A 19,731-nucleotide genomic window follows, 5' to 3' on the forward strand; every position below is an offset into this window, starting at 1 on the left:
CGCTCAGCGGCCGTGCACCGCGGCAGCCGCCTCGCCGCGCGGTACCCCGCCCTTGCGCGCCGCGACGATGAAGTCCGCCGCGCGCTCGCCGATCATCACCGACGGCGCATTCGTGTTCCCGCCGACCAGTGTCGGCATCACCGACGCATCGACCACACGCAGCCCTTCGACGCCGCGCACGCGCAACTGCGGATCGACGACCGCACGCGCATCCGAGCCCATCCGGCACGTGCCGACCGGGTGGTAGATCGTGTCGGCATGCGCGACGATCGTCGCGCGCAGCTCGGCCTCGCTCTGGTCCGCCCGCGTGTACAGCTCGCGCCCGCCCTGCGACGCGAGCGGCGCCTGCGACAGGATGCGGCGCATCGCCTGCGTGCCGCGCACGAGCAGGTCGAGATCGCGTGAATCGCTGAAGAAGCGCGGATCGATCAGCGGCGCGTCGCGCGCATCGCCGCTCGCGAGCGCGACCGTGCCGCGGCTGAACGGCCGCAGCGCGCACACGTGCAGCGAATAGCCGAACCCCCAGTGCATCTTGCGGTTGTGGTCGTCGACGAGCGCCGTGCAGAAATGCAGCTGCAGGTCGGGACGCTCGAGCGACGGATCGCTCTTGATGAAACCGCCGGCCTCCGCGACGTTGCTCGTCATCATCCCCGTGCGGCTCGAGAAATAGCGCGCGAGCGCGGGCGTCATCTTCGCGATCCCGCGCACGCACACGCCGACCAGCTCCGACGAATTCACGCGCGTGTTGATGATGAAGTCGATGTGGTCGATCAGGTTCGTGCCGACGTCCGGCGCATCCTGCACGACCGCGATCCCGTGCCGGCGCAGTTGCTCGGCCGGGCCGATCCCCGAACACATCAGCAGCTGCGGCGAATTGAACACGCCGGCCGACAGGATCACCTCCGCGCGCGCGCCGAGCGTCTCGACGCGGCCGTTGCGCGATACCGCGACACCGACCGCGCGCTTGCCGTCGAAGCCGACGCGCAGCACCGTCGCATCGGTGATCACGTGCAGGTTCGGCCGGTTGCGGCCGTAGATGTACGCGCGCGCCACGCTGCAGCGCGAGCCGTCGCGGTGCGTGACCTGGTAGAAGCCGACGCCTTCCTGCGTCGCGCCGTTGAAGTCGTCGTTCAGCGGATAGCCGGCCGCGTGCGCGGCCTGGATGAATCGTTCGGAGAACGGATTGCGAAAGCGCAGATCCGACACCGTCAGCGGGCCGTCCGCGCCGTGCCATGCATCGGCGCCGCGTTCGTTGCCTTCCGCGCGGCGGAAATACGGCAGCACGTCCTGCCAGCCCCAGCCCGTCGCGCCGAGCTGCGCCCACTCGTCGTAGTCGCCCGGATGGCCGCGCGTGTAGATCATCGCGTTGATCGCGCTCGAGCCGCCCATCCCGCGCCCGCGCGGCTGGTAGCCGCGCCGTCCGCCGAGGCCCGGCTGCGGCACCGTCTCGTAGCCGTAGTTCGTGCCGAGCTTGAACGGCACCAGCGCCGCGATGCCGACCGGCATGTTGACGAGCAGGTTGCGCTCCGTATGCGAGCCGGCCTCGATCAGCGCGATCGTCGCATCGGGGCAGGCATCGGCGAGACGGCCGGCCAGGCTCGACCCGCCCGAACCGCCGCCGACGATGATGTAGTCGTATTGCATGTCACGTCTCCGTCGTGTCATGGAGGGCGCCCGGCACCGCCGCGCGACCGCGTCTCCTCTTGTAATGTTCGGGCATTGTAGGAACGGCCGTCGCATGCACGGCGCGCGGATTCAAGAGCGATTCCTCTAAACGCCCGCGTGAACTAAATTTAAGATGTATCGATTCGCTTCGCGCGATACGCCGGCCACGAGAAGCCGGTCCGTCGCGAAACGGGAGGGACGACGATGCAGCGCCGGATTCTGCAGGCCGTGTGCCGACCGGGTGGTCCGGATGTCACGCGCGCGGCCCGCATTTCATTTCAAACGGCCGCCCCCGCGGCGACGCTCGGCATCATACGCGCGGTCGATCGAAATCGAACGGCACGGGTCGCCGCCGACCGTTTGGATAACGTATCGCCGCAGCCGCACGATGCATCGCGATACGGATCGGCAGACACGTCGCCCGGCGCTGCTTCGGTGCGCCGGCATGCGATCGCGCGGCAGCATCGCACGCACGCTCGTCACCGCCTCGGGGCGTGCACGCGTGCCGTGCGACACGCGTGTCGACGGCGGACACCGTCGCGCGGATGCGACGCCCGCCGCGGGATGCAACCGGTTTTCGAGTACACGTCGCATCCGGCCCCGCGCCGCGCGACACGCATCACCCGATCCGCGCCGCCGCGCTCGCCGAGCGTGCGGCGTGACGGCCGGCCGGCCCGCCCGGTCCAACTGGAGGAGACGACATGAAGAACGACCTGCCCGAACTGGCCCCGCAAGCACTGCCGTCGGTCGACGCGCTGACGGCGCTGCTGCGCGACCAGCGCGCGGCGTACCTGCGCGCACCGTATCCGGCATGGGAGACGCGCATGCAGCACCTGCGCGCGCTGCGCACGATGCTGATCGACCATGCGGACGCACTCGCCGAGGCGATCAGCGCCGATTTCGGCCATCGCGCGAAGCAGGAAGTGCTGCTGTCGGAAATCTGGATGGCGAAGGAAGAGATCGACGACGCGCTGAAGCACGGCAAGCGCTGGATGAAGCCGATCCGCAAGCCGATGAACAAGTGGCTGCGGCCAGCGCGCGCGAAGGTGATTCCGCAGCCGCTCGGCGTGGTCGGCATCGTCGTGCCGTGGAACTATCCGGTGCTGCTCGCGGCCGGGCCGCTGATCTGCGCGCTCGCGGCCGGCAACCGCGCAATCATCAAGATGTCGGAACTGACGCCGCGCACGTCGGCCCTGTTCGAGCAACTCATCGGCAAGACCTTCACGCGCGACCACGTCGCGGTCGTGAACGGCGACGCGGAGGTCGGCGCCGCGTTCAGCGCGCTGCCGTTCGATCACCTGCTGTTTACCGGTTCGACGCATGTCGGCCGCCACGTGATGCGTGCGGCCGCCGACAACCTGACGCCCGTCACGCTCGAGCTCGGCGGCAAGTCGCCGGCCATCGTCGGCCCGAACGCGCGCTTCGACGCGGCCGTCGACGCGATCGTCGCCGGCAAGTCGCTGAATGCGGGCCAGACCTGCATCGCGCCCGACTACGTGCTGCTGCCGCGCGGGATGGAAGCCGCGTTCATCGAGCGCGCACGGGCACGCTTCGCGAAGCTGTATCCGAACCTGGCGACGAACGGCGACTACACGACGATCGTGTCGCCGCGTCACTACGCGCGCCTGCAGCAACTCGCGAGCGACGCGCAGGCCGCCGGCGCGCAGCTGCATCCGCTGTCCGACGCGCCCTCCGATCCCGCTTCGCGCCGCTTCGTGCCGTGCGCGGTCACGCAGGTGCCGGCCGAGTCGCAGTTGATGCAGGAGGAAATCTTCGGGCCGCTGCTGCCGCTCGTGCCGTACGAGCGGCTCGACGAGGCGATCGCGTACGTGAACGCCCGCCCGCGTCCGCTCGCGCTCTACCTGTTCGACGAGGATGGCGGCACGATCGACCGCGTGATGCGCGAAACGATCTCGGGCGGCGTGACGATCAACGAAGCGCTGATGCACATCGCGTGCGGCAGCTTGCCGTTCGGCGGTGTCGGCGCGAGCGGCATGGGCGCATACCACGGCTACGACGGTTTCGTGACGTTCTCGAAGATGAAGCCCGTGCTCACGCAGGCGCGCCTGAACACGCGCAACCTGCTTGCGCCGCCGTACGGCAAGCGCTTCGCCGCGCTGATCAAGCTGATGCTGAAGCTCTGAGGCAGCCGTATCGGACGGGCCGCGCGCATCGCGCCGCGGCCCTTGCCAGCCTGCCGCGCGGCGGGGATGCCGCGCGTGCCGTCACACGGGCCAGAGCGGCCCTTCCTGCATCGCGCCGATCTGCTCGCGCAACTCGAGCACGCGCGCTTCCCAGTAACGGTGCGTGTTGAACCACGGGAAGGCGGCCGGAAACGCGGGATCGTCCCAGCGCCGCGCAAGCCATGCCGCGTAGTGGATCAGCCGCAGCGTGCGCAGCGCTTCGACCAGATGCAGCTCGCGCGGCTCGAATTCGCAGAAATCCTCGTAACCGGCGAGCAGGTCCGCGAGCGCGCGCGACGCGCCTTCGCGATCGCCCGGCAGCAGCAGCCACAGATCCTGGACCGCCGGCGCCATCCGGCTGTCGTCGAAGTCGACGAAATGCGGGCCGGCATCGGTCCACAACACGTTGCTCGGATGGCAGTCGCCGTGCGTGCGCAGCAGGCGGATGTCGCCCGCGCGTTCGAACGCGGCCTCGACGCCCTCGAGCGCGAGCGCGACGGCCGTCTCGTAGGCCGGTCGTACGTCATCCGGAATGAAATCGTGCGCGAGCAGGTAGTCGCGCGGCTCGTAGCCGAACGTATGGATGTCGAGCACGGGACGCGCGACATACGGCTCGGTCGCGCCGACCGCGTGAATCCGGCCGATGAAGCGGCCGAGCCATTCCAGCGTGTCGCTGCGGTCGAGATCGGGGGCGCGCCCGCCGCGCCGCTCGAAAATCGAGAAGCGGAAGCCGTCGAACGCGTGCAGCGTACGGCCGTCGAATGTGCGCGCGGGCACCGCCGGAATCTCGCGCGCGGCGAGTTCGGCGACGAACGCATGCTCTTCGAGAATCGCGTCGTCCGACCAGCGTGCCGGGCGATAGAACTTCGCGACGACCGGCGGGCCGTCTTCGATGCCGACCTGGTAGACGCGGTTTTCGTAGCTGTTGAGGGCGAGCAGGCGCCCGTCGGTGCGCAGGCCGGCCGGTATCAGCACGCTATCGAGCGCGTCGAGCACGCACTCGGGCGTGAGGCCGGCGAACGGCGGGCTGGCGGGAGAAGCGGGAGCGGAAGTGGCGTCTGTCATGTCCCGCATTGTGCCGCCAGCCGGACCGAAAGACGAGCGTCCGGTGCGGCGCCCGCTTAGTGAAGCGCCGCGCCGGCCGGCAGCACGGATTCGCCGGTGTCGATCAGGTCCTCGAGAAAGAACGGCTCGGTGTTGAGTTCTTTCGACTCACCCGGCACGCCCGCGTACCAGGTCACCATGGCCATGTCGCCCAGGATGCGCTGGACGATGCCGCGCGCGCCCTTCGGCACCGCGATATGGGTAGTGCAGACAATCGACCCGATATGCATGATGGTTCCCCACTCTTGACTCTTGAAACCCGGCCCGCTGGCGGGCCGGCAAATGCACGATCCGCGCCGCTCTCGACGAAGCGTTGCGCGTCATCCCATTGTTCACGGTTTATCGAAGCACGAAAAGAAGAAGAAGCAGGCGAAGTGCCGCGAATTCGTCGAATGTCTCCAATCAACCACTGCGCCGGGCACGTACTTGCCCGCCCGGTTACCCCCATCATACCCTGTCGAATGTGACTGCCCGCCGAAACCGCCCGGCACGCCGGCACGCACGTGATCGACGCATCGCGTCGTTCGTGATGCGACGCCGCCGACAAAGGTTGCGCTCGATCCTTGCCTTGCGGTACCTTTGGCCTTCATCCGCGTTCAATCGCCTTCCGACACGATGCATCCGCTCACGTCCGCCCTCGCCCAATCCCGGCCGCAGTTCGACTCGCGGCCGCAGGCGTGCGCGCATCCGTCGGTCCTGCCTCCTCCTGTCGCACCGCCGCTCGTCGGCGCCGCGCCGCCCCCTCCGGCAGCGCGCGCCGGCTGACCAGCCGGCTGCCGTTTCGTCTTCCATTCGCCCCCGCTGGCCGCAGTGCGTGCGTCGTCACGTACCGCCTGTTGCCGCGCGCGCGGATGGAACGTTCCGATCCGTTCGACAGGTGGATTCACATGGTTTCGTTCAAACGCGCGCTCGCCGCGCATGGCGCGACGTCGCTCTTCGTGCTGCTGTGGAGCAGCGGCGCGATCTTCTCCGAACTCGGTCTGCGTCACGCGTCCGCATTCGCCTTTCTCACCGCGCGCTTCGCGCTCGCGTCGCTCGTGCTGCTCGCGCTGGCCGTCATGCGCAAACGCTGGCTGCCGCCGCGCGGCGAGCGGCGCATGGCCGCGCTGACCGGCGTGCTGATGATGGGCGGTTATTCGATCTTCTACCTGCTCGCACTCGAGCGCGGGATCGCGCCCGGTGTGCTCGCAACGATCCTTGGCGTACAGCCGATCCTCACGCTCGCGATCGTCGAGCGACGCTGGCAACCCGTGCGCGTCGCGGGTCTCGCGCTGTCGCTGGCCGGGCTCGCGCTCGTCGTGTGCCGGGGCGCGAGCGGCGGTGCGGGCGGCCTGTCGGCGGCAGGCATCGCGTGCGCGCTCACCTCGCTCGTCGCGCTGACCGCCGGCTCGCTGCTGCAAAAGCGCGTACGCGCGGCGCCCGCCGACGTGCTGCCGCTGCAGAATGCGATCGGCCTTGCGCTGTGCGTCGCGATCGTGCCGTTCCGGCCGGTGTCGTTCGAGACGAGCTGGGCGTTCGTCGTCCCGCTACTGTGGCTCGGCGTCGTGATTTCGGTGATCGCGCAACTGCTGTTCTACCGGTTGATGCAGCGCGGCGATCTCGTGAACGTGACGAGCCTGTTCTATCTCGTGCCCGTCGCCACCACGCTGATGGATGCCGTGTGGCTCGGCAACCGGCCGGAGCCGCTCGCGCTCGCCGGCATGGGGGCGATCGTCGCGGGGCTCGCGCTCGTGTTCCGCGCATCGGCCGCCCGCGCGCAACCCGAGCGCGCGTAAGCGTGCGGGCCACCGCGCCGCGGTGTGGCGGCCCGCCTCCGGCAGATGCGCCCACCGTGCGAAAAACGAAAGGAACGGGAAAGATACGCGCAAGGCGTTCGTCTGGCTTGCGGAAAAAATGCGTGTTCCCACGGGCTTTCCGCTGATTTTTAATGGTTCGGATAGCGAAAAGCGCCGCCGGTTGCCTATACTCGAATTGACCGCCCCGCTCGCAAACGGGTCGGGCCAACACTAGAAACACCCGGCATGGGGCCGAATCAAGCGCCAACGCGCTGACTCCGGCCGGCACTGGAGACACGCATGACGACCTATTTCACGATCGGCGACTTCATCCTGTTGATTCCGATGGCGCTGGCCGGAGCGCTGTTTCTCGGCGCGGTACCGTGCGCCACCGAATTCCGTCACAACCTGCTGCGCGTGCTCGGCGTCATCCTCGGCGTCGGCGTCGCGGTGTTGCTCGTCGAAGGCCTGCCTGCGCTGATCTAGCGCGGCACCCGGCGTTATCGCACGCATCGCTGCGCCGCGGCGATGCGAGGGGTTGCCCGCACGCCCGCGATACGGCACGCGAGATCGTTTCGCATGTCGTATCGACTGCCGGTCAGATCGCCTGATCGGTGGACGGCTTTTCCCACAGATTGATGCCGCCTTCGGTCGCGTAACGATCGATCTCCGCCAGTTCCTCCGCCGAGAATTCGAGGTTCTTCAACGCACCGACGTTTTCGCGCACCTGCTCCGCACGGCTCGCGCCGATCAGCGCGGACGTCACGCGGCCATTGCGCAGCACCCACGCCAGCGCCATCTGCGCGAGGCTCTGCCCGCGCCGCTCGGCGATCGCGTTGAGCTTGCGCACGTGCTCGAGGTTGTCCGCGCTCAGGTGATCCTGCTTCAGCGAGCCGCCGCCCGGCTTGTTCACGCGCGCGTCGGCCGGCACGCCGTTCAGGTATTTCGACGTGAGCAGGCCCTGCGCGAGCGGCGTGAACGCGATGCTGCCCGCGCCGACGTCGTCGAGCGCGCCGAGCAAGTCGCCCTCGATCCAGCGGTTCAGCATGTTGTACGACGGCTGGTGGATCAGCAGCGGCACGCGGTACTGCGCGAGCAGCTCGGCCATCTCGCGCGTCTTCGCGGCCGAATACGACGAGATGCCGATGTAGAGCGCCTTGCCTTGCTGCACGGCCGACGCGAGCGCGCCCGCCGTTTCCTCGAGCGGCGTGTGCGCATCGAAGCGGTGCGAGTAGAAGATGTCGACGTAGTCGAGCCCCATGCGCTGCAGGCTCTGGTCGAGACTCGCGAGCACGTACTTGCGCGACCCGCCGCCGCTGCCGTACGGCCCCGGCCACATGTCCCAGCCGGCCTTCGTCGAGATCAGCAGCTCGTCGCGATACGGCCGGAAATCCTCCTTCAGCAGCCGGCCGAAGTTGGTTTCGGCGCTGCCGTACGGCGGCCCGTAGTTGTTCGCGAGATCGAAGTGGTTGATGCCGAGATCGAACGCGGTGCGCAGGATCTCGCGCTGCGTCGAGATCGGCGTCGAGTCGCCGAAGTTGTGCCACAGGCCAAGCGACAGGGCGGGCAGTTTGAGCCCGGATTTGCCGCAGGTGCGGTATTGCATGCCGGCATAACGTTCGGAAGCTGCTTCGTAGGCCATGAATAATTCCCGTCAGGACATCGGACAGAAGGACGCGCGCCGGCCGCGCACGGCGCGGCGGCGGCGAAGGAGTCGTACGACGACTATGTTAGCGAAAGCGGCCGGAACGCGCACGGCCGCGTCGCGATGGACGCGACCGCGGTCGTCGCCTACACTGCGGCGTCTCGAATCACCGTTTCAGCGAGGTTGGTATGTCCCGGGTCATCTCGGTTGCATTGCTCGTCGGCGGCGTCGTGCTGCTGTACTTCGGCGGCCAGTCGTTCCATTCGATCAACGACAACGTGTCGCGCTTCTTCACCGGTTCGCCCGCGACGAAGACGATCCTGCTGATCGCCGGCGGGGCCGTCGCATCGCTCGTCGGCCTGATCGGCCTCGCGATGCCGGGCGGCAAGCGCTGATCGCGCGGCCGCACCGCGCACGCACGGCCCGCGTCCTGCGATCGGGCCGCACCAAACGAAACGGGCGGCCAGGCCGCCCGTTGCTTCATGCGCCGGCGATGCACCGCATCGCCCGATACGTCGCGGCATCTGCGCGCCGCCCGATTCGCGCCTAGAACTGCACTTCCGGCTTCGACGCCGAGCGCGTGCCGGGCACCGGCCGGTTGCTCGCGCCGTGGTACGTGTACACGAGCGAGAACTTCACCTGGTCGGAGCGGTTCTGTCCGGCCGAATGCAGCGTGTTGCAGTGGAAGAACACGACATCGCCCGTCTGCAGCGGCGGGCAGGTGGCCGCGTCGATCAGCTTGCGGTTCTCGGGCAGGTCGCCGCGGAAAAACTTCGCGTCGTCGAACGCTTCCGGCCCGAATTCCGCCGTATGCGAGCCCGGCACGAGCCACAGCGCGCCGTTCTCGTTCGTTTCCGGCCCCAGCGCGAGCCACACCGACACCATGTCGGGACGCGCGAACGACCAGTAACGGAAATCGCGGTGCCACCCCGTCAGGCTGCCGTACGCGGGATGCTTCGTCATCATGCAGTTGTGATGCGCGCGCGACAGCACGGGCTCTTCACCGAAATACTCGCGCATCCACGCGCCGATTTCGGGGGCGATCGCCCGCTCGGCGAATGCCGGATCGCGCGAGTACGCATCGAGCAGCCGCCGCACCGTGTGCCCGCCCGGCGCATGCTTCGACTCGGGCGCGCCCGGGTAGCGCAGATCGGCTTCGAATTCGATCGGCTCGGCGGCCTCGCGCAACTGGCGCTCCGCGATCTGCCTGAGCGTCGCGCACTGCTGCTCGCCGACGAGGCCGCGCGCGACGACGAAGCCGCGCTCGCGCAATTCCGCGACTTGCGCGCGGATCGATTCCGACTGCAATGAAGACGACATGGGATGCCAGACGTTTATTGTGTGAATGTGACGATTGTAAATCGGCGCCGGATGCCGCGAACAGCGCCATTGTCGTGCGCAGGGGCATGCCAATCGCGGATTTGATCCGGCTCAAGGGAACTGTTCGTCGCGACACCTGCCTCACCGACAGGCGGTATGCGGCACACGCCTTGCGGCTCAAGGGTTTATCGCGACTTTTGCCCGTCATGAATCCCCTGTAGCCTGTCGCGGCCTGTCAATTCTGGCGGGCGCGGCGCGCAGCGAGTTTCGGTAAGATCCGTTGCGCCATCCGAGGCCGTTCATACCAGTGCGCTCTCCAGGGCGCCACCCATACAAGCGAAGCATCGTTCACATGCCATTCCGTCTGACTTCCCGTTTCAACCGCGCTGCGAAGCGCGTCGTGCCGCCCGCTCCTGCCCGCTCGCTGCGCCATCACCGCGCCCGCACGCAGGCGCTGGCCGAGCGTACGCCCGCGCACAGCCGGCTGGACGGTATCCGTGCGTGGTTCCACGCATTTTTCTCGATGATGAGCGCGCAGGCATTCACACGCCGTGCCGGCCTGCGCTCGCTGCTGCAGAAGCCGTCGTCGCTGCGCGCGCTCGCGTTGCGCCGCGCGCTCGGCCCGCAGCGCCGCATCAACCGCCCGCGCCGCCTCGCGGCCAGCAACGGCTGGTTCGGGTTCGGCGCACGCTGAACGCGCGCCGGCGGGCACACCCGCCCCGCTACGATCACCGCCGTTGCGCCGGCGATCGGCACCCGTAAAAAAACCCCGGCAAGCCGGGGTTTTTCTTTGCGGGCGAACGACGCTTACGCGACGCGTGCCGTCGGCTCGACGCCAGCCGCTTCGGCCAGGGCGAGCGCCTTGTCGGTCGCTTCCCACGAGAATTCCGGCTCTTCGCGGCCGAAGTGGCCGTAGGCAGCGGTCTTCTCGTAGATCGGGCGCAGCAGGTCGAGCATCTTGATGATGCCCTTCGGGCGCAGGTCGAAATGCTCGCGCACGAGCTTCGTGATCACCGCATCCGACACGCGGCCCGTGCCGAACGTGTTGACCATCACCGAGGTCGGCTCGGCCACGCCGATCGCGTACGACACCTGGATCAGCGCGCGCGACGCGAGGCCGGCGGCGACGATGTTCTTCGCGACGTAGCGGCCTGCATACGCGGCCGAACGGTCGACCTTCGACGGATCCTTGCCCGAGAACGCGCCGCCGCCGTGCGGTGCGGCACCGCCGTACGTGTCGACGATGATCTTGCGGCCGGTCAGGCCGCAATCGCCCTGCGGGCCGCCGATCACGAACCGGCCGGTCGGGTTCACGAGGAACTTGATGTCGCCCTTGATCAGCTCGGCCGGCAGCGTCGGCTTGATGATTTCCTCGATCACGGCTTCGCGCAGCGCCGGCAGTTCGATGTCCGGTGCGTGCTGCGTCGACAGCACGACGGTGTCGATCGAATCGGGCTTGCCGTCGACGTAGCGGACCGTCACCTGCGACTTCGCGTCCGGACGCAGCCATTGCAGGCGGCCGTCGCGGCGCAGGCTGGCCTGGCGCTCGACGAGGCGGTGCGACAGGTAGATCGGCAGCGGCATCAGTTCCGGGGTTTCGTCGCACGCATAGCCGAACATCAGGCCCTGGTCGCCCGCGCCTTGGTCGAGGTTGTCGTCGTGAGCACGATCGACGCCCTGCGCGATGTCCGGCGACTGCTTGTCGTACGCGACGAGCACCGCGCAACCCTTGTAGTCGATGCCGTAGTCGGTGTTGTCGTAGCCGATGCGCTTGATGGTGTCGCGCGCGATCTGGATGTAGTCGATGTTGGCCGTCGTGGTGATTTCACCGGCCAGAACGACGAGACCCGTGTTGCACAGCGTTTCGGCCGCTACGCGGGAATATTTGTCCTGCTCGAGGATGGCGTCGAGAATCGCGTCCGAGATCTGGTCCGCGACTTTGTCCGGATGGCCTTCGGAGACGGATTCGGACGTGAAGAGATAATCGTTTGCCACTTTTTCAGGCTCCTGTGTGGTTACGGTTGGTTTCACGTAGCCAGCTTCGTTGGGCCTGAAGCGGCGACGCTTTAGCGGATTACCAGGACCGGGCAGTGCGTGTGGCACCAGCCGGCTTCGCCCCGCAAGTTGTCAGTTAACTCGGCGAAGCCCGTATTATAGCGGCTTTCCTGAATTGTCACAGAGCGCCGCCCGTGCTGCATCTTCCGCTGTCTTACCACCCTGTTCTCGACATGCCGGCCAGCCGGTCCCTCGGAGGTTTCGCATGCTAGGTCGTCTAGCCACGCACCTCGCCATCGGCTTGCTGAAACTGCTCGCCCTGCTGCCGTACGGCCTGACCGCACGGTTCGGCGATGGTCTCGGCTGGCTGCTGTACCAGATCCCCAGCCGGCGAAAGCGCATCGTACACACCAATCTGAAACTCTGCTTCCCGGACTGGAGCGACGCGCGGCGCGAGGAAGTGGCGGGCCAGCATTTCCGCCATGCGATCCGCAGCTACGTCGAGCGCAGCGTGCAGTGGTTCGGCTCGGAGAAAAAGCTCGCGAAGCTGATCCAGGTCGACAGCGCGGTCGATCTCGACGATCCCGACCTGCCGCCGACGCTGTTCCTCGGCCTGCACTTCGTCGGCATCGAGGCCGGTTCGATCTGGCTGAATCGTTCGCTGCACCGCCGCTGCGGGTCGCTGTACCAGCCGTTCTCGAATGCGGTGCTCGAGGAAGCGGCGAAGAAGGCGCGCGGGCGCTTCGACGCCGAGATGGTCGGCCGCGCGGACAGCGCGCGCGTCGTGCTGCGATGGCTGCGCGACCGCAAGCCCGTGATGCTCGGCGCCGACATGGACTACGGGCTGCGCAACTCGACGTTCGTGCCGTTCTTCGGCGTGCCGGCCTGCACGCTGACGGCCGTCGGCCGGCTCGCGAAGACGGGCCGCGCGCAGGTCGTGCCGTTCATCGGCGAGGTGCTGCCGAACTACAAGGGCTACCGTCTGAAGGTATTCAAGCCGTGGGATCACTACCCGACCGGCGACGACGATCTCGACGCGCGGCGGATGAATGCATTCCTCGAGGAGCAGATCCCGCTGATGCCGGAGCAGTATTACTGGGTCCACAAGCGCTTCAAGACGCGCCCGCCCGGCGAGCCGAGCCTGTACTGACCCTGCCGCGCGAAACCCGCGGGCGCGCCGTCACGTGCGCGCCTGCGCTCTCGCCACCTTCGGCGCGCCCTTCGCGCGCGCCCGCCACGGATCGTAGGCCGACTGCTGCGCGAGCCACAGATCGGCCCGCCCCCCGCCGTCCTCGCCGAGCCACGCTTCGAGACGCAGCGCCATGTCCGGCGAGATGCCCGCATGGCCGTGCAGGATGCGCGACAGTGCGGCTCGCGTCACACCCAGCTGCGACGCGGCCTCGGTGACGCTCAGGTCCAGCGCCGGCAGCACGTCGTCGCGCAGCGTTTCGCCCGGATGGGGCGGATTGAAGATGCGGGTCATGGCTTGAATCACCTCAGTGATGGTCCTGGTCGTTGACCAGCACGGCATCGGCGCCTTCGAACCGGAACGTCAGCCGCCAGCTGCCGTTGACGCTAACCGCGGAATATCCGATTTGACCGGTACGAAAACGCGCGTCCTGATCGCGCCGTACCTTCGCCGCGCGGCGGGCACGCATCGCCAGCGCCGCTTTCGCCGCGACGGCGCCCGCCGTATCCCGACAATTTGCCTGCCCGTCACCTGCCCGACCAGTCGACCAGTCGACCGATCGACCGATACCGCCCGCCGGCGCGACGCGAAGCGCCGCCCCCGCGCGGGACGCCCCAGTCGGCTGCATGTATCATTTGCGGTTGAGATCTGCACGACGAACGACACCGCCCGGCCCGGCCGCCGGCCGTTCATGCCGTGCCGACCGCCTTGTTCGTCATGGAATTCCGGACCCAGTGAAACTCTCGTTCACCAAGATGCACGGCGCGGGCAACGACTTCGTCGTGCTCGACGGCTATTCGCGCGCGTTGCCGCCGCTCACCGACGCGCAGGTGCGCGCACTCGCCAACCGTCATTTCGGCATCGGCGCCGACCAGTTGCTGCTGGTCGAGAAACCGACCGTCGACGGCGCGGATTTCAAGTACCGGATCTTCAATTGCGACGGCGGCGAAGTCGAACACTGCGGCAACGGCGCGCGCTGCTTCGTGAAGTTCGTCAGCGACCGCGGCCTGACCGACAAGCGCAGCGTGCGCGTGCAGGTCATGAAGGGCCTGATCACGCTGACGCTGCAGGACAACGGCGAAGTCGTCGTCGACATGGGTGCGCCCGTGTTCGCGCCGGCGCAGGTGCCGTTCGATGCAGCGGGCCTCGACGGCCGCCGCGAAGGCCGCGACACGCTGTGGCCGCTCGACGTCGGCGGTGCGACGCGCTGGATCTCGACGGTGTCGATGGGCAATCCGCACGCGGTGCAGGTCGTCGACGATACCGACGCGTATCCGGTGCTGGAAGAAGGCCCGCTGATCGAACGCCATGCCCGTTTCCCGCAGCGCGTGAACGCCGGCTTCATGCAGATCGTGTCGCGCAACGAAGTGAAGCTGCGCGTGTACGAACGCGGCGCGGGCGAGACGCTCGCGTGCGGCACCGGCGCGTGCGCGGCGGTCGCGGCCGGCATCCGGCGCGGCCTGCTCGATTCGCCCGTGACCGTGCACACGCACGGCGGCACGCTGACGATCGGCTGGGACGGCGCGCGCGACGAAGCCGCCGCGCTGATGATGGCCGGCCCCGCCGCGACCGTGTTCGAAGGCGAAATCGACCTGAACGCCTGACCCTGCAACGTCCTTGATAACTGAACGCGCCAGCCACATGAACGATCGCGAAGTCGCCGACTACCTGCTCGCCAATCCCGAATTCTTCGCGCAGCACGCCGAACTGCTCGCGACGATCCGTCTCGCGAACCCGCACGGCAAGGCCGCGATCTCGCTGCAGGAGCGGCAGATGGAGATGCTGCGCGACAAGAACAAGCATCTCGAGCGCCGGCTGGCCGAACTCGTGCGCTACGGCCACGAGAACGACAGCCTGTCCGCGAAGTTCAGCCGCTGGACCGCGCGCGTGATCGCGGAACGCGATCCGTACGCGCTGCCGCGCACGATCGCCGACGGCATCGCCGACGTGTTCGACGTGCCGCAGACGGCGCTGCGCGTGTGGGACGTCGCCGACACCTACGCGCAGGCCGACTTCGCCCGCCAGGTCGGCGAGGAAGTGCGCCTGTTCACGAACGGGCTGTCGACGCCGTACTGCGGCGCGAACACGGGCTTCGAAGCGGCGCAGTGGCTCGCGCCCGCGGTCGCCGCGCCGGCCGCGCATGCAGCGGAAGGCGCCGAAGCAGCGCCGGCCGGCGACGGCGCGGCCACCTCGGTCGCGCTGCTCGCGCTGCGCACGCCGCTCGCCGGCACCGATGCGCCCGCGTTCGGCCTGCTCGTGCTCGGCTCGCCCGATCCGCGCCGCTTCCACGACGGGATGGCCACCGACTTCCTCGCGCAGATCGCGACGCTCGCGAGCGCCGCGCTCACGCGCCTGCTGCCGCACTGATCCGCCGCCCGCGATGACCGACGACCCGATCGCCGCCTACCTGTCGAACCTGAAACACGTCAGGCAGCTGTCGGAACACACGCTGCGCGCGTACACGCACGAACTCGACGAACTGAAGAAGCTCGCGGCCGGCCGGCCGCTCGACGCGCTGACGGCCGCCGACATGCGCGGCGCGGTCGCGCGCGCCCATGCGGGCGGGCTGTCCGCGCGGTCGATCTCGCACCGGCTGTCCGCCTGGCGCGCGTTCTACCGCTGGCTCGCGCAGCGCGTCGAGATGCCCGCGAATCCGGTTGCCGCGGTGCGCGCGCCGAAACGCCCGAAGACCTTGCCGAAGGCGCTGTCGGTCGACGACGCGTCCGCGCTGATGGACGCGCCGCTCGCCGGCACGACCGAGGGCATCCGCGATCACGCGATCCTCGAGCTGTTCTATTCGTCGGGGCTGCGCCTCGCCGAACTGATCGGGCTCGACGTGATGTATACGCAGGCCGACGGCTACCGTTCGACCGGCTGGCTCGATCTCGCCGAAGCCGAAGTCACCGTGCGCGGCAAGGGCAACAAGGAACGCAAGGTGCCGGTCGGCCGCAAGGCGATCGACGCGCTGAACGCGTGGCTCGCGGTGCGCGGCGAATTCGTCAGGCACGACCCGCACCCGCTGTTCCTGTCCGTGCGCGGCAACCGGATGTCGCCGGGCGTCGTGCGCGAGCGCGTGAAGCGCGCGGCGCTCGCCGCGGGCATCCCCGCCAACGTCCATCCGCACGTGCTGCGCCACTCGTTCGCGACGCACGTGCTGCAGTCGAGCGGCGACCTGCGCGCGGTGCAGGAACTGCTCGGCCACGCGAGCGTCGCCGCGACGCAGGTCTATACGTCGCTCGACTTCCAGCATCTCGCGAAGATTTACGACAGCGCGCATCCGCGCGCGAAGAAGCGCGACTGACGCCCTTCCCGTGCTACCCGCCGCGCACGGCGACCGATAACGGTCGGCTTCCGTCGCGGCCCATTTCGATCTCATCATGCAAACCGTCACCCTCAAGCCGTCCAAGGAAAAATCGCTGCTGCGCCGCCATCCGTGGATCTATGCGAATGCGATCGACCGCGTCGACGGCAAGCCCGCGCCCGGCGCGACCGTGCTCGTGCGCGCGCACGACGGCCGCTTCCTCGCGCGCGGCGCGTACAGCCCGCAGTCGCAGATCCGCGTGCGCGTGTGGAGCTTCGACGAGCACGAGCCGATCGACCACGCCTTCTTCAAGCGCCGCGTGCAGCGCGCGGTCGCGCACCGCACGACGATGGTGTCGGGCACCGGCGCGGTGCGGCTCGTGTTCGGCGAGGCCGACGGGCTGCCGGGGCTGATCGTCGACTACTACGTCGCGGACACCGCCGAAGCCGGGGCCGCGCCGCGCGGCCAGCTCGTCTGCCAGTTCATGGCGGCCGGCGTCGAAGCGTGGAAGGACGCGATCGTCGCGGCGCTCACCGGCGCGACGGGCTGCCCGAACGTGTACGAGCGCTCGGACGTGTCGATCCGCGACAAGGAAGGGCTCGAGCAGACGACCGGCGTGCTGGCCGGCGATGCGCCGCCCGCGACGCTGATCTCGAACGAAAACGGCGTGCGCTATCACGTCGACGTGCCGAACGGCCACAAGACGGGCTTCTACGTCGACCAGCGCGACAACCGCGCGCTCGTCGCGCAGTACGCGGCCGGCCGCGACGTGCTGAACTGCTTCTGCTACACGGGCGGCTTCTCGCTCGCGGCGCTCAAGGGCGGCGCGACGCGCGTCGTGTCGATCGACTCGTCGGGCGATGCGCTCGCGCTCGCGCAGCAGAACGTCGTCGCCAACGGCTTCGACGCCGAACGCGCGACCTGGCTCGACGCCGACGCGTTCAAGACGTTGCGCCGCCTCGTCGACGAAGGCGAGCGTTTCGACCTGATCGTGCTCGATCCGCCGAAGTTCGCGCCGACCCGCGACAGCGTCGATCGCGCGGCGCGCGCGTACAAGGACATCAACCTGAGCGGCTTCAAGCTGCTGCGTCCGGGCGGCCTGCTGTTCACGTACTCGTGCTCGGGCGCGATCGACATGGACCTGTTCCAGAAGATCGTCGCGGGCGCGGCCGCCGACGCGAAGGTCGACGCGCGCATCCTGAAGCGGCTCGGCGCGGGCGTCGACCACCCGCTGCTCGCCGCGTTCCCGGAAGGCGAATATCTGAAGGGCCTGCTGTTGCAAATCGTCTGATCGCCCCGATCTAGACGCACACCCGCGTCCGCCGGCCCTCCGCGCCTGGCGGACCAGCGCTCGCCCCTGTCGTCCGGACGACGGGCGCGGGCTTGACAGGTATGTTTCAATGGATGGTTGTGCGCCCCGGCTCGCAGCGCGAGGGCGCGACGCACATCCTGGTTTTGACCCCGATTCACGAACCACAGGCGACCGACATGGCCACTCCCGTCACCATCCTCACCGGCTTCCTCGGCAGCGGCAAGACGACCCTGCTCAAGCGCATCCTGAACGAACAGCACGGCATGAAGATCGCCGTGATCGAGAACGAATTCGGCGAAGAGAACATCGACAACGAAATCCTCGTGCAGGATTCGAACGAGCAGATCATCCAGATGAGCAACGGCTGCATCTGCTGCACGATCCGCGGCGACCTCGCCCGCGCGCTCGGCGATCTCGCCGCGAAGAAGCGCGAAGGCAAGCTCGACTTCGACCGCATCGTGATCGAGACGACCGGCCTCGCGAACCCGGGCCCCGTCGCGCAAACCTTCTTCATCGACAGCGAAATCGCCGACGACTTCCTGCTCGACGCGGTCATCACGCTCGTCGACGCGAAGCACGCGAACGCGCAGCTCGACGAGCACGAAGTGGTGCAGCGCCAGGTCGGTTTCGCCGACCGCCTGTTCATCACGAAGTCGGACCTCGTCGACGATCAGACCGTCGCCGGCCTCAAGCACCGCCTGATGCACATGAACCCGAAGGCCGCGATCAAGGTCGTGAATTTCGGCGAAGCCGACATCAAGGAAATCTTCGACCTGCGCGGCTTCAACCTGAACGCGAAACTCGAGATCGACCCCGACTTCCTCGCCGAAGACGACCACGCGCATCACCACCACGATCACGACCATGAGCACGATCACGCCGGTTGCGATCACGATCACGGCCAATGCGCGCACGATCACGACCACGGCCACCACCATCACCACCACGCGCACCACGACGACAAGATCAAGTCGTTCGTGTACCGCAACGACCGCCCGTTCGACCCGAACAAGCTGGAAGACTTCCTCGGCGGCATCCTGCAGATCTACGGCGAGCGGATGCTGCGCTACAAGGGCGTGCTGTACATGAAGGGCGTCGACCGCAAGGTCGTGTTCCAGGGCGTGCACCAGATGATGGGCAGCGACCTCGCCGCGAAGTGGCTGCCGGTCGAGAAGAAGACCAACAAGATGGTGTTCATCGGCGTCGACCTGCCGCAGGACCTGATCACCGACGGCCTCGACGCCTGCCTCGCCTGACGCGCGCGGGCACCGCCGCGCACGGCGTCGCCCGGCCGCCTTTCCCGGCGGCCGAGGCGCCCGCGCGGCGCACTTTCCGGGCAGGGTTTCGCCGTCATCGCTTTTTCGCGATTTGCGCGTTATATTTTCTAGATATTGGCGCAGCCGACGGGGATCGACCCGATACGGCGCCCGCTTGCGATTCAGTTACAATACGTGCCCGCTGGAGTACGGCAACAAACAGGCCCGGTTCTTGCTGAACCAGTTTTCCGGGCATCGCAACCGCGCCGGATCGCCAATCCGCCTCCCGGCCGCGGCCGATGCGATGTGCCGCGCAGCACACCGGTTCGCAGCGCGCGCAACTCCGCGCCAGGCCTATCCTGGTATTTGAGAACCGGTTTTCCAGAGGCTTTCGGCCCCGCGGCGGCAAATCGCAAATGAATGCAAACGCGGTTGCGGGTAATCCCAAAGTGCAGGCAATATCTCTTGATTTGCCGCACATTGAAGAAGCAAGCAGATGACGAAGAAACTCTTGACCGAAGCCGAAATCCTGAAGATGAGCGACAAGGATTACATGAATGAGGATCAGCTCGCCTTCTTCAAAAATCGGCTCGAACAGTTGCAGGCGGACATCCTCAAGAATGCAGGCCAGACGACCGAGAACCTGCGCGAAACGGTGATCGTCCCCGATCCCGCCGATCGCGCGACGATCGAGGAAGAGCACGCGCTCGAGCTGCGTACGCGCGATCGCGAACGCAAGCTCCTCAAGAAGGTTCAGCAGTCGCTCGCCCGCATCGATTCCGGCGATTACGGCTGGTGCGAGGAGACCGGCGAGCCGATCGGCATTCCGCGGCTGCTCGCCCGTCCGACCGCCACGCTGTCGCTCGAGGCGCAGGAGCGCCGCGAGTTGCGCCAGAAGCTGTTCGGCGACTGATCGAGCGGCGTTCCGCTCAGACACGCTGCTTCCCGAAAGCGCGCGGCCTGCCGCGCGCTTTTTGTTTTTCCGG

General features: G+C 67.9%; 20 protein-coding genes. 12 read left to right on the forward strand and 8 right to left on the reverse strand.

Translation table 11 applies throughout. The features are described from left to right. Positions 1-3 precede the first annotated feature (3 nt). A complete protein-coding gene (locus VXM69_RS18500) occupies positions 4-1,644 on the reverse strand; it encodes a GMC family oxidoreductase (protein WP_367189989.1) in 1,641 nt (546 codons plus the stop codon). Between the two features lie 722 nt (positions 1,645-2,366). Here VXM69_RS18500 and VXM69_RS18505 point away from each other — a divergent pair. Further along, the gene (locus tag VXM69_RS18505; protein WP_367189990.1) at positions 2,367-3,809 is read left to right on the forward strand and encodes a coniferyl aldehyde dehydrogenase; all 1,443 of its coding nucleotides are present in this window, start codon (positions 2,367-2,369) and stop codon (positions 3,807-3,809) included. Positions 3,810-3,890: 81 nt separating this feature from the next. On the opposite strand, the gene VXM69_RS18510 is transcribed toward VXM69_RS18505, so the two are convergent. Further along, complete coding sequence (locus tag VXM69_RS18510; protein ID WP_034190264.1) at positions 3,891-4,922, reverse strand: serine/threonine protein kinase; 1,032 nt, start codon at positions 4,920-4,922, stop codon at positions 3,891-3,893. Positions 4,923-4,969: 47 nt separating this feature from the next. Further along, positions 4,970-5,182 (reverse strand): hypothetical protein, encoded by a 213-nt coding sequence (locus VXM69_RS18515; protein ID WP_006477514.1) that lies wholly within the window; start codon positions 5,180-5,182, stop codon positions 4,970-4,972. A 657-nt stretch (positions 5,183-5,839) separates the two neighbouring features. On the opposite strand from VXM69_RS18515, the gene VXM69_RS18520 reads away from it, so the two are divergent. Beyond that, entirely contained in the window at positions 5,840-6,727 is an 888-nt protein-coding gene (locus VXM69_RS18520; RefSeq protein ID WP_367189991.1) for a DMT family transporter, read from the forward strand. A 300-nt stretch (positions 6,728-7,027) separates the two neighbouring features. Continuing rightward, the gene (locus VXM69_RS18525; protein ID WP_011353526.1) at positions 7,028-7,213 is read left to right on the forward strand and encodes a hypothetical protein; all 186 of its coding nucleotides are present in this window, start codon (positions 7,028-7,030) and stop codon (positions 7,211-7,213) included. Positions 7,214-7,325: 112 nt separating this feature from the next. Here the strand turns inward: VXM69_RS18525 and mgrA are convergent, their stop codons facing one another. Next, complete coding sequence (mgrA, locus tag VXM69_RS18530) at positions 7,326-8,369, reverse strand: L-glyceraldehyde 3-phosphate reductase (protein WP_034190262.1); 1,044 nt, start codon at positions 8,367-8,369, stop codon at positions 7,326-7,328. Positions 8,370-8,560: 191 nt separating this feature from the next. On the opposite strand from mgrA, the gene VXM69_RS18535 reads away from it, so the two are divergent. Continuing rightward, positions 8,561-8,767, forward strand: coding sequence for a DUF3185 family protein (locus VXM69_RS18535; protein ID WP_049028739.1), 207 nt, complete (start codon positions 8,561-8,563; stop codon positions 8,765-8,767). Between the two features lie 151 nt (positions 8,768-8,918). On the opposite strand, the gene VXM69_RS18540 is transcribed toward VXM69_RS18535, so the two are convergent. Then, complete coding sequence (locus VXM69_RS18540; protein WP_049028738.1) at positions 8,919-9,692, reverse strand: phytanoyl-CoA dioxygenase family protein; 774 nt, start codon at positions 9,690-9,692, stop codon at positions 8,919-8,921. A gap of 352 nt (positions 9,693-10,044) precedes the next feature. Between VXM69_RS18540 and VXM69_RS18545 the strand changes: the two genes are divergently transcribed. Next, complete coding sequence (locus VXM69_RS18545; protein ID WP_034190259.1) at positions 10,045-10,386, forward strand: hypothetical protein; 342 nt, start codon at positions 10,045-10,047, stop codon at positions 10,384-10,386. A gap of 113 nt (positions 10,387-10,499) precedes the next feature. Here the strand turns inward: VXM69_RS18545 and metK are convergent, their stop codons facing one another. Further along, positions 10,500-11,687 carry a methionine adenosyltransferase gene (gene metK, locus VXM69_RS18550; RefSeq protein ID WP_011546455.1) on the reverse strand — a complete coding sequence of 396 codons (1,188 nt, stop codon included), beginning with the start codon at positions 11,685-11,687 and terminating at the stop codon, positions 10,500-10,502. A gap of 265 nt (positions 11,688-11,952) precedes the next feature. On the opposite strand from metK, the gene lpxL reads away from it, so the two are divergent. Next, positions 11,953-12,837, forward strand: a complete 885-nt coding sequence (gene lpxL, locus VXM69_RS18555) for a lauroyl acyltransferase LpxL (protein WP_034190258.1) — start codon at positions 11,953-11,955, stop codon at positions 12,835-12,837. Positions 12,838-12,867: 30 nt separating this feature from the next. Here lpxL and VXM69_RS18560 read toward each other — a convergent pair whose 3' ends face one another. Both VXM69_RS18560 and VXM69_RS18565 read right to left on the reverse strand, forming a co-directional pair. Then, positions 12,868-13,170, reverse strand: coding sequence for a HigA family addiction module antitoxin (locus VXM69_RS18560; RefSeq protein ID WP_367189992.1), 303 nt, complete (start codon positions 13,168-13,170; stop codon positions 12,868-12,870). 13 nt (positions 13,171-13,183) lie between these two features. Then, the gene (locus VXM69_RS18565; RefSeq protein ID WP_367189993.1) at positions 13,184-13,345 is read right to left on the reverse strand and encodes a hypothetical protein; all 162 of its coding nucleotides are present in this window, start codon (positions 13,343-13,345) and stop codon (positions 13,184-13,186) included. Positions 13,346-13,610: 265 nt separating this feature from the next. Here VXM69_RS18565 and dapF point away from each other — a divergent pair, with 265 nt between their 5' ends. The 6 genes from dapF to dksA all read left to right on the forward strand — a co-directional run bounded on the left by dapF (position 13,611) and on the right by dksA (position 19,658). After that, on the forward strand, positions 13,611-14,480 hold the full coding sequence (dapF, locus tag VXM69_RS18570) for a diaminopimelate epimerase (RefSeq protein WP_034190256.1): 870 nt from the start codon (positions 13,611-13,613) through the stop codon (positions 14,478-14,480). A gap of 37 nt (positions 14,481-14,517) precedes the next feature. Continuing rightward, positions 14,518-15,243 carry a DUF484 family protein gene (locus VXM69_RS18575; RefSeq protein ID WP_034190255.1) on the forward strand — a complete coding sequence of 242 codons (726 nt, stop codon included), beginning with the start codon at positions 14,518-14,520 and terminating at the stop codon, positions 15,241-15,243. Positions 15,244-15,256: 13 nt separating this feature from the next. Continuing rightward, the gene (gene xerC, locus VXM69_RS18580) at positions 15,257-16,177 is read left to right on the forward strand and encodes a tyrosine recombinase XerC (protein ID WP_200086581.1); all 921 of its coding nucleotides are present in this window, start codon (positions 15,257-15,259) and stop codon (positions 16,175-16,177) included. Between the two features lie 76 nt (positions 16,178-16,253). Further along, positions 16,254-17,468, forward strand: coding sequence for a class I SAM-dependent rRNA methyltransferase (locus VXM69_RS18585; RefSeq protein WP_049035196.1), 1,215 nt, complete (start codon positions 16,254-16,256; stop codon positions 17,466-17,468). Between the two features lie 101 nt (positions 17,469-17,569). Beyond that, positions 17,570-18,745, forward strand: a complete 1,176-nt coding sequence (locus VXM69_RS18590) for a GTP-binding protein (protein WP_175029366.1) — start codon at positions 17,570-17,572, stop codon at positions 18,743-18,745. Positions 18,746-19,241: 496 nt separating this feature from the next. After that, on the forward strand, positions 19,242-19,658 hold the full coding sequence (gene dksA, locus VXM69_RS18595) for an RNA polymerase-binding protein DksA (RefSeq protein WP_006477498.1): 417 nt from the start codon (positions 19,242-19,244) through the stop codon (positions 19,656-19,658). Positions 19,659-19,731 lie beyond the last annotated feature (73 nt).

The sequence above is a fragment of the Burkholderia sp. Ed8 genome, assembly GCF_040761425.1.
Taxonomy (GTDB): Bacteria; Pseudomonadota; Gammaproteobacteria; order Burkholderiales; family Burkholderiaceae; genus Burkholderia; species Burkholderia seminalis.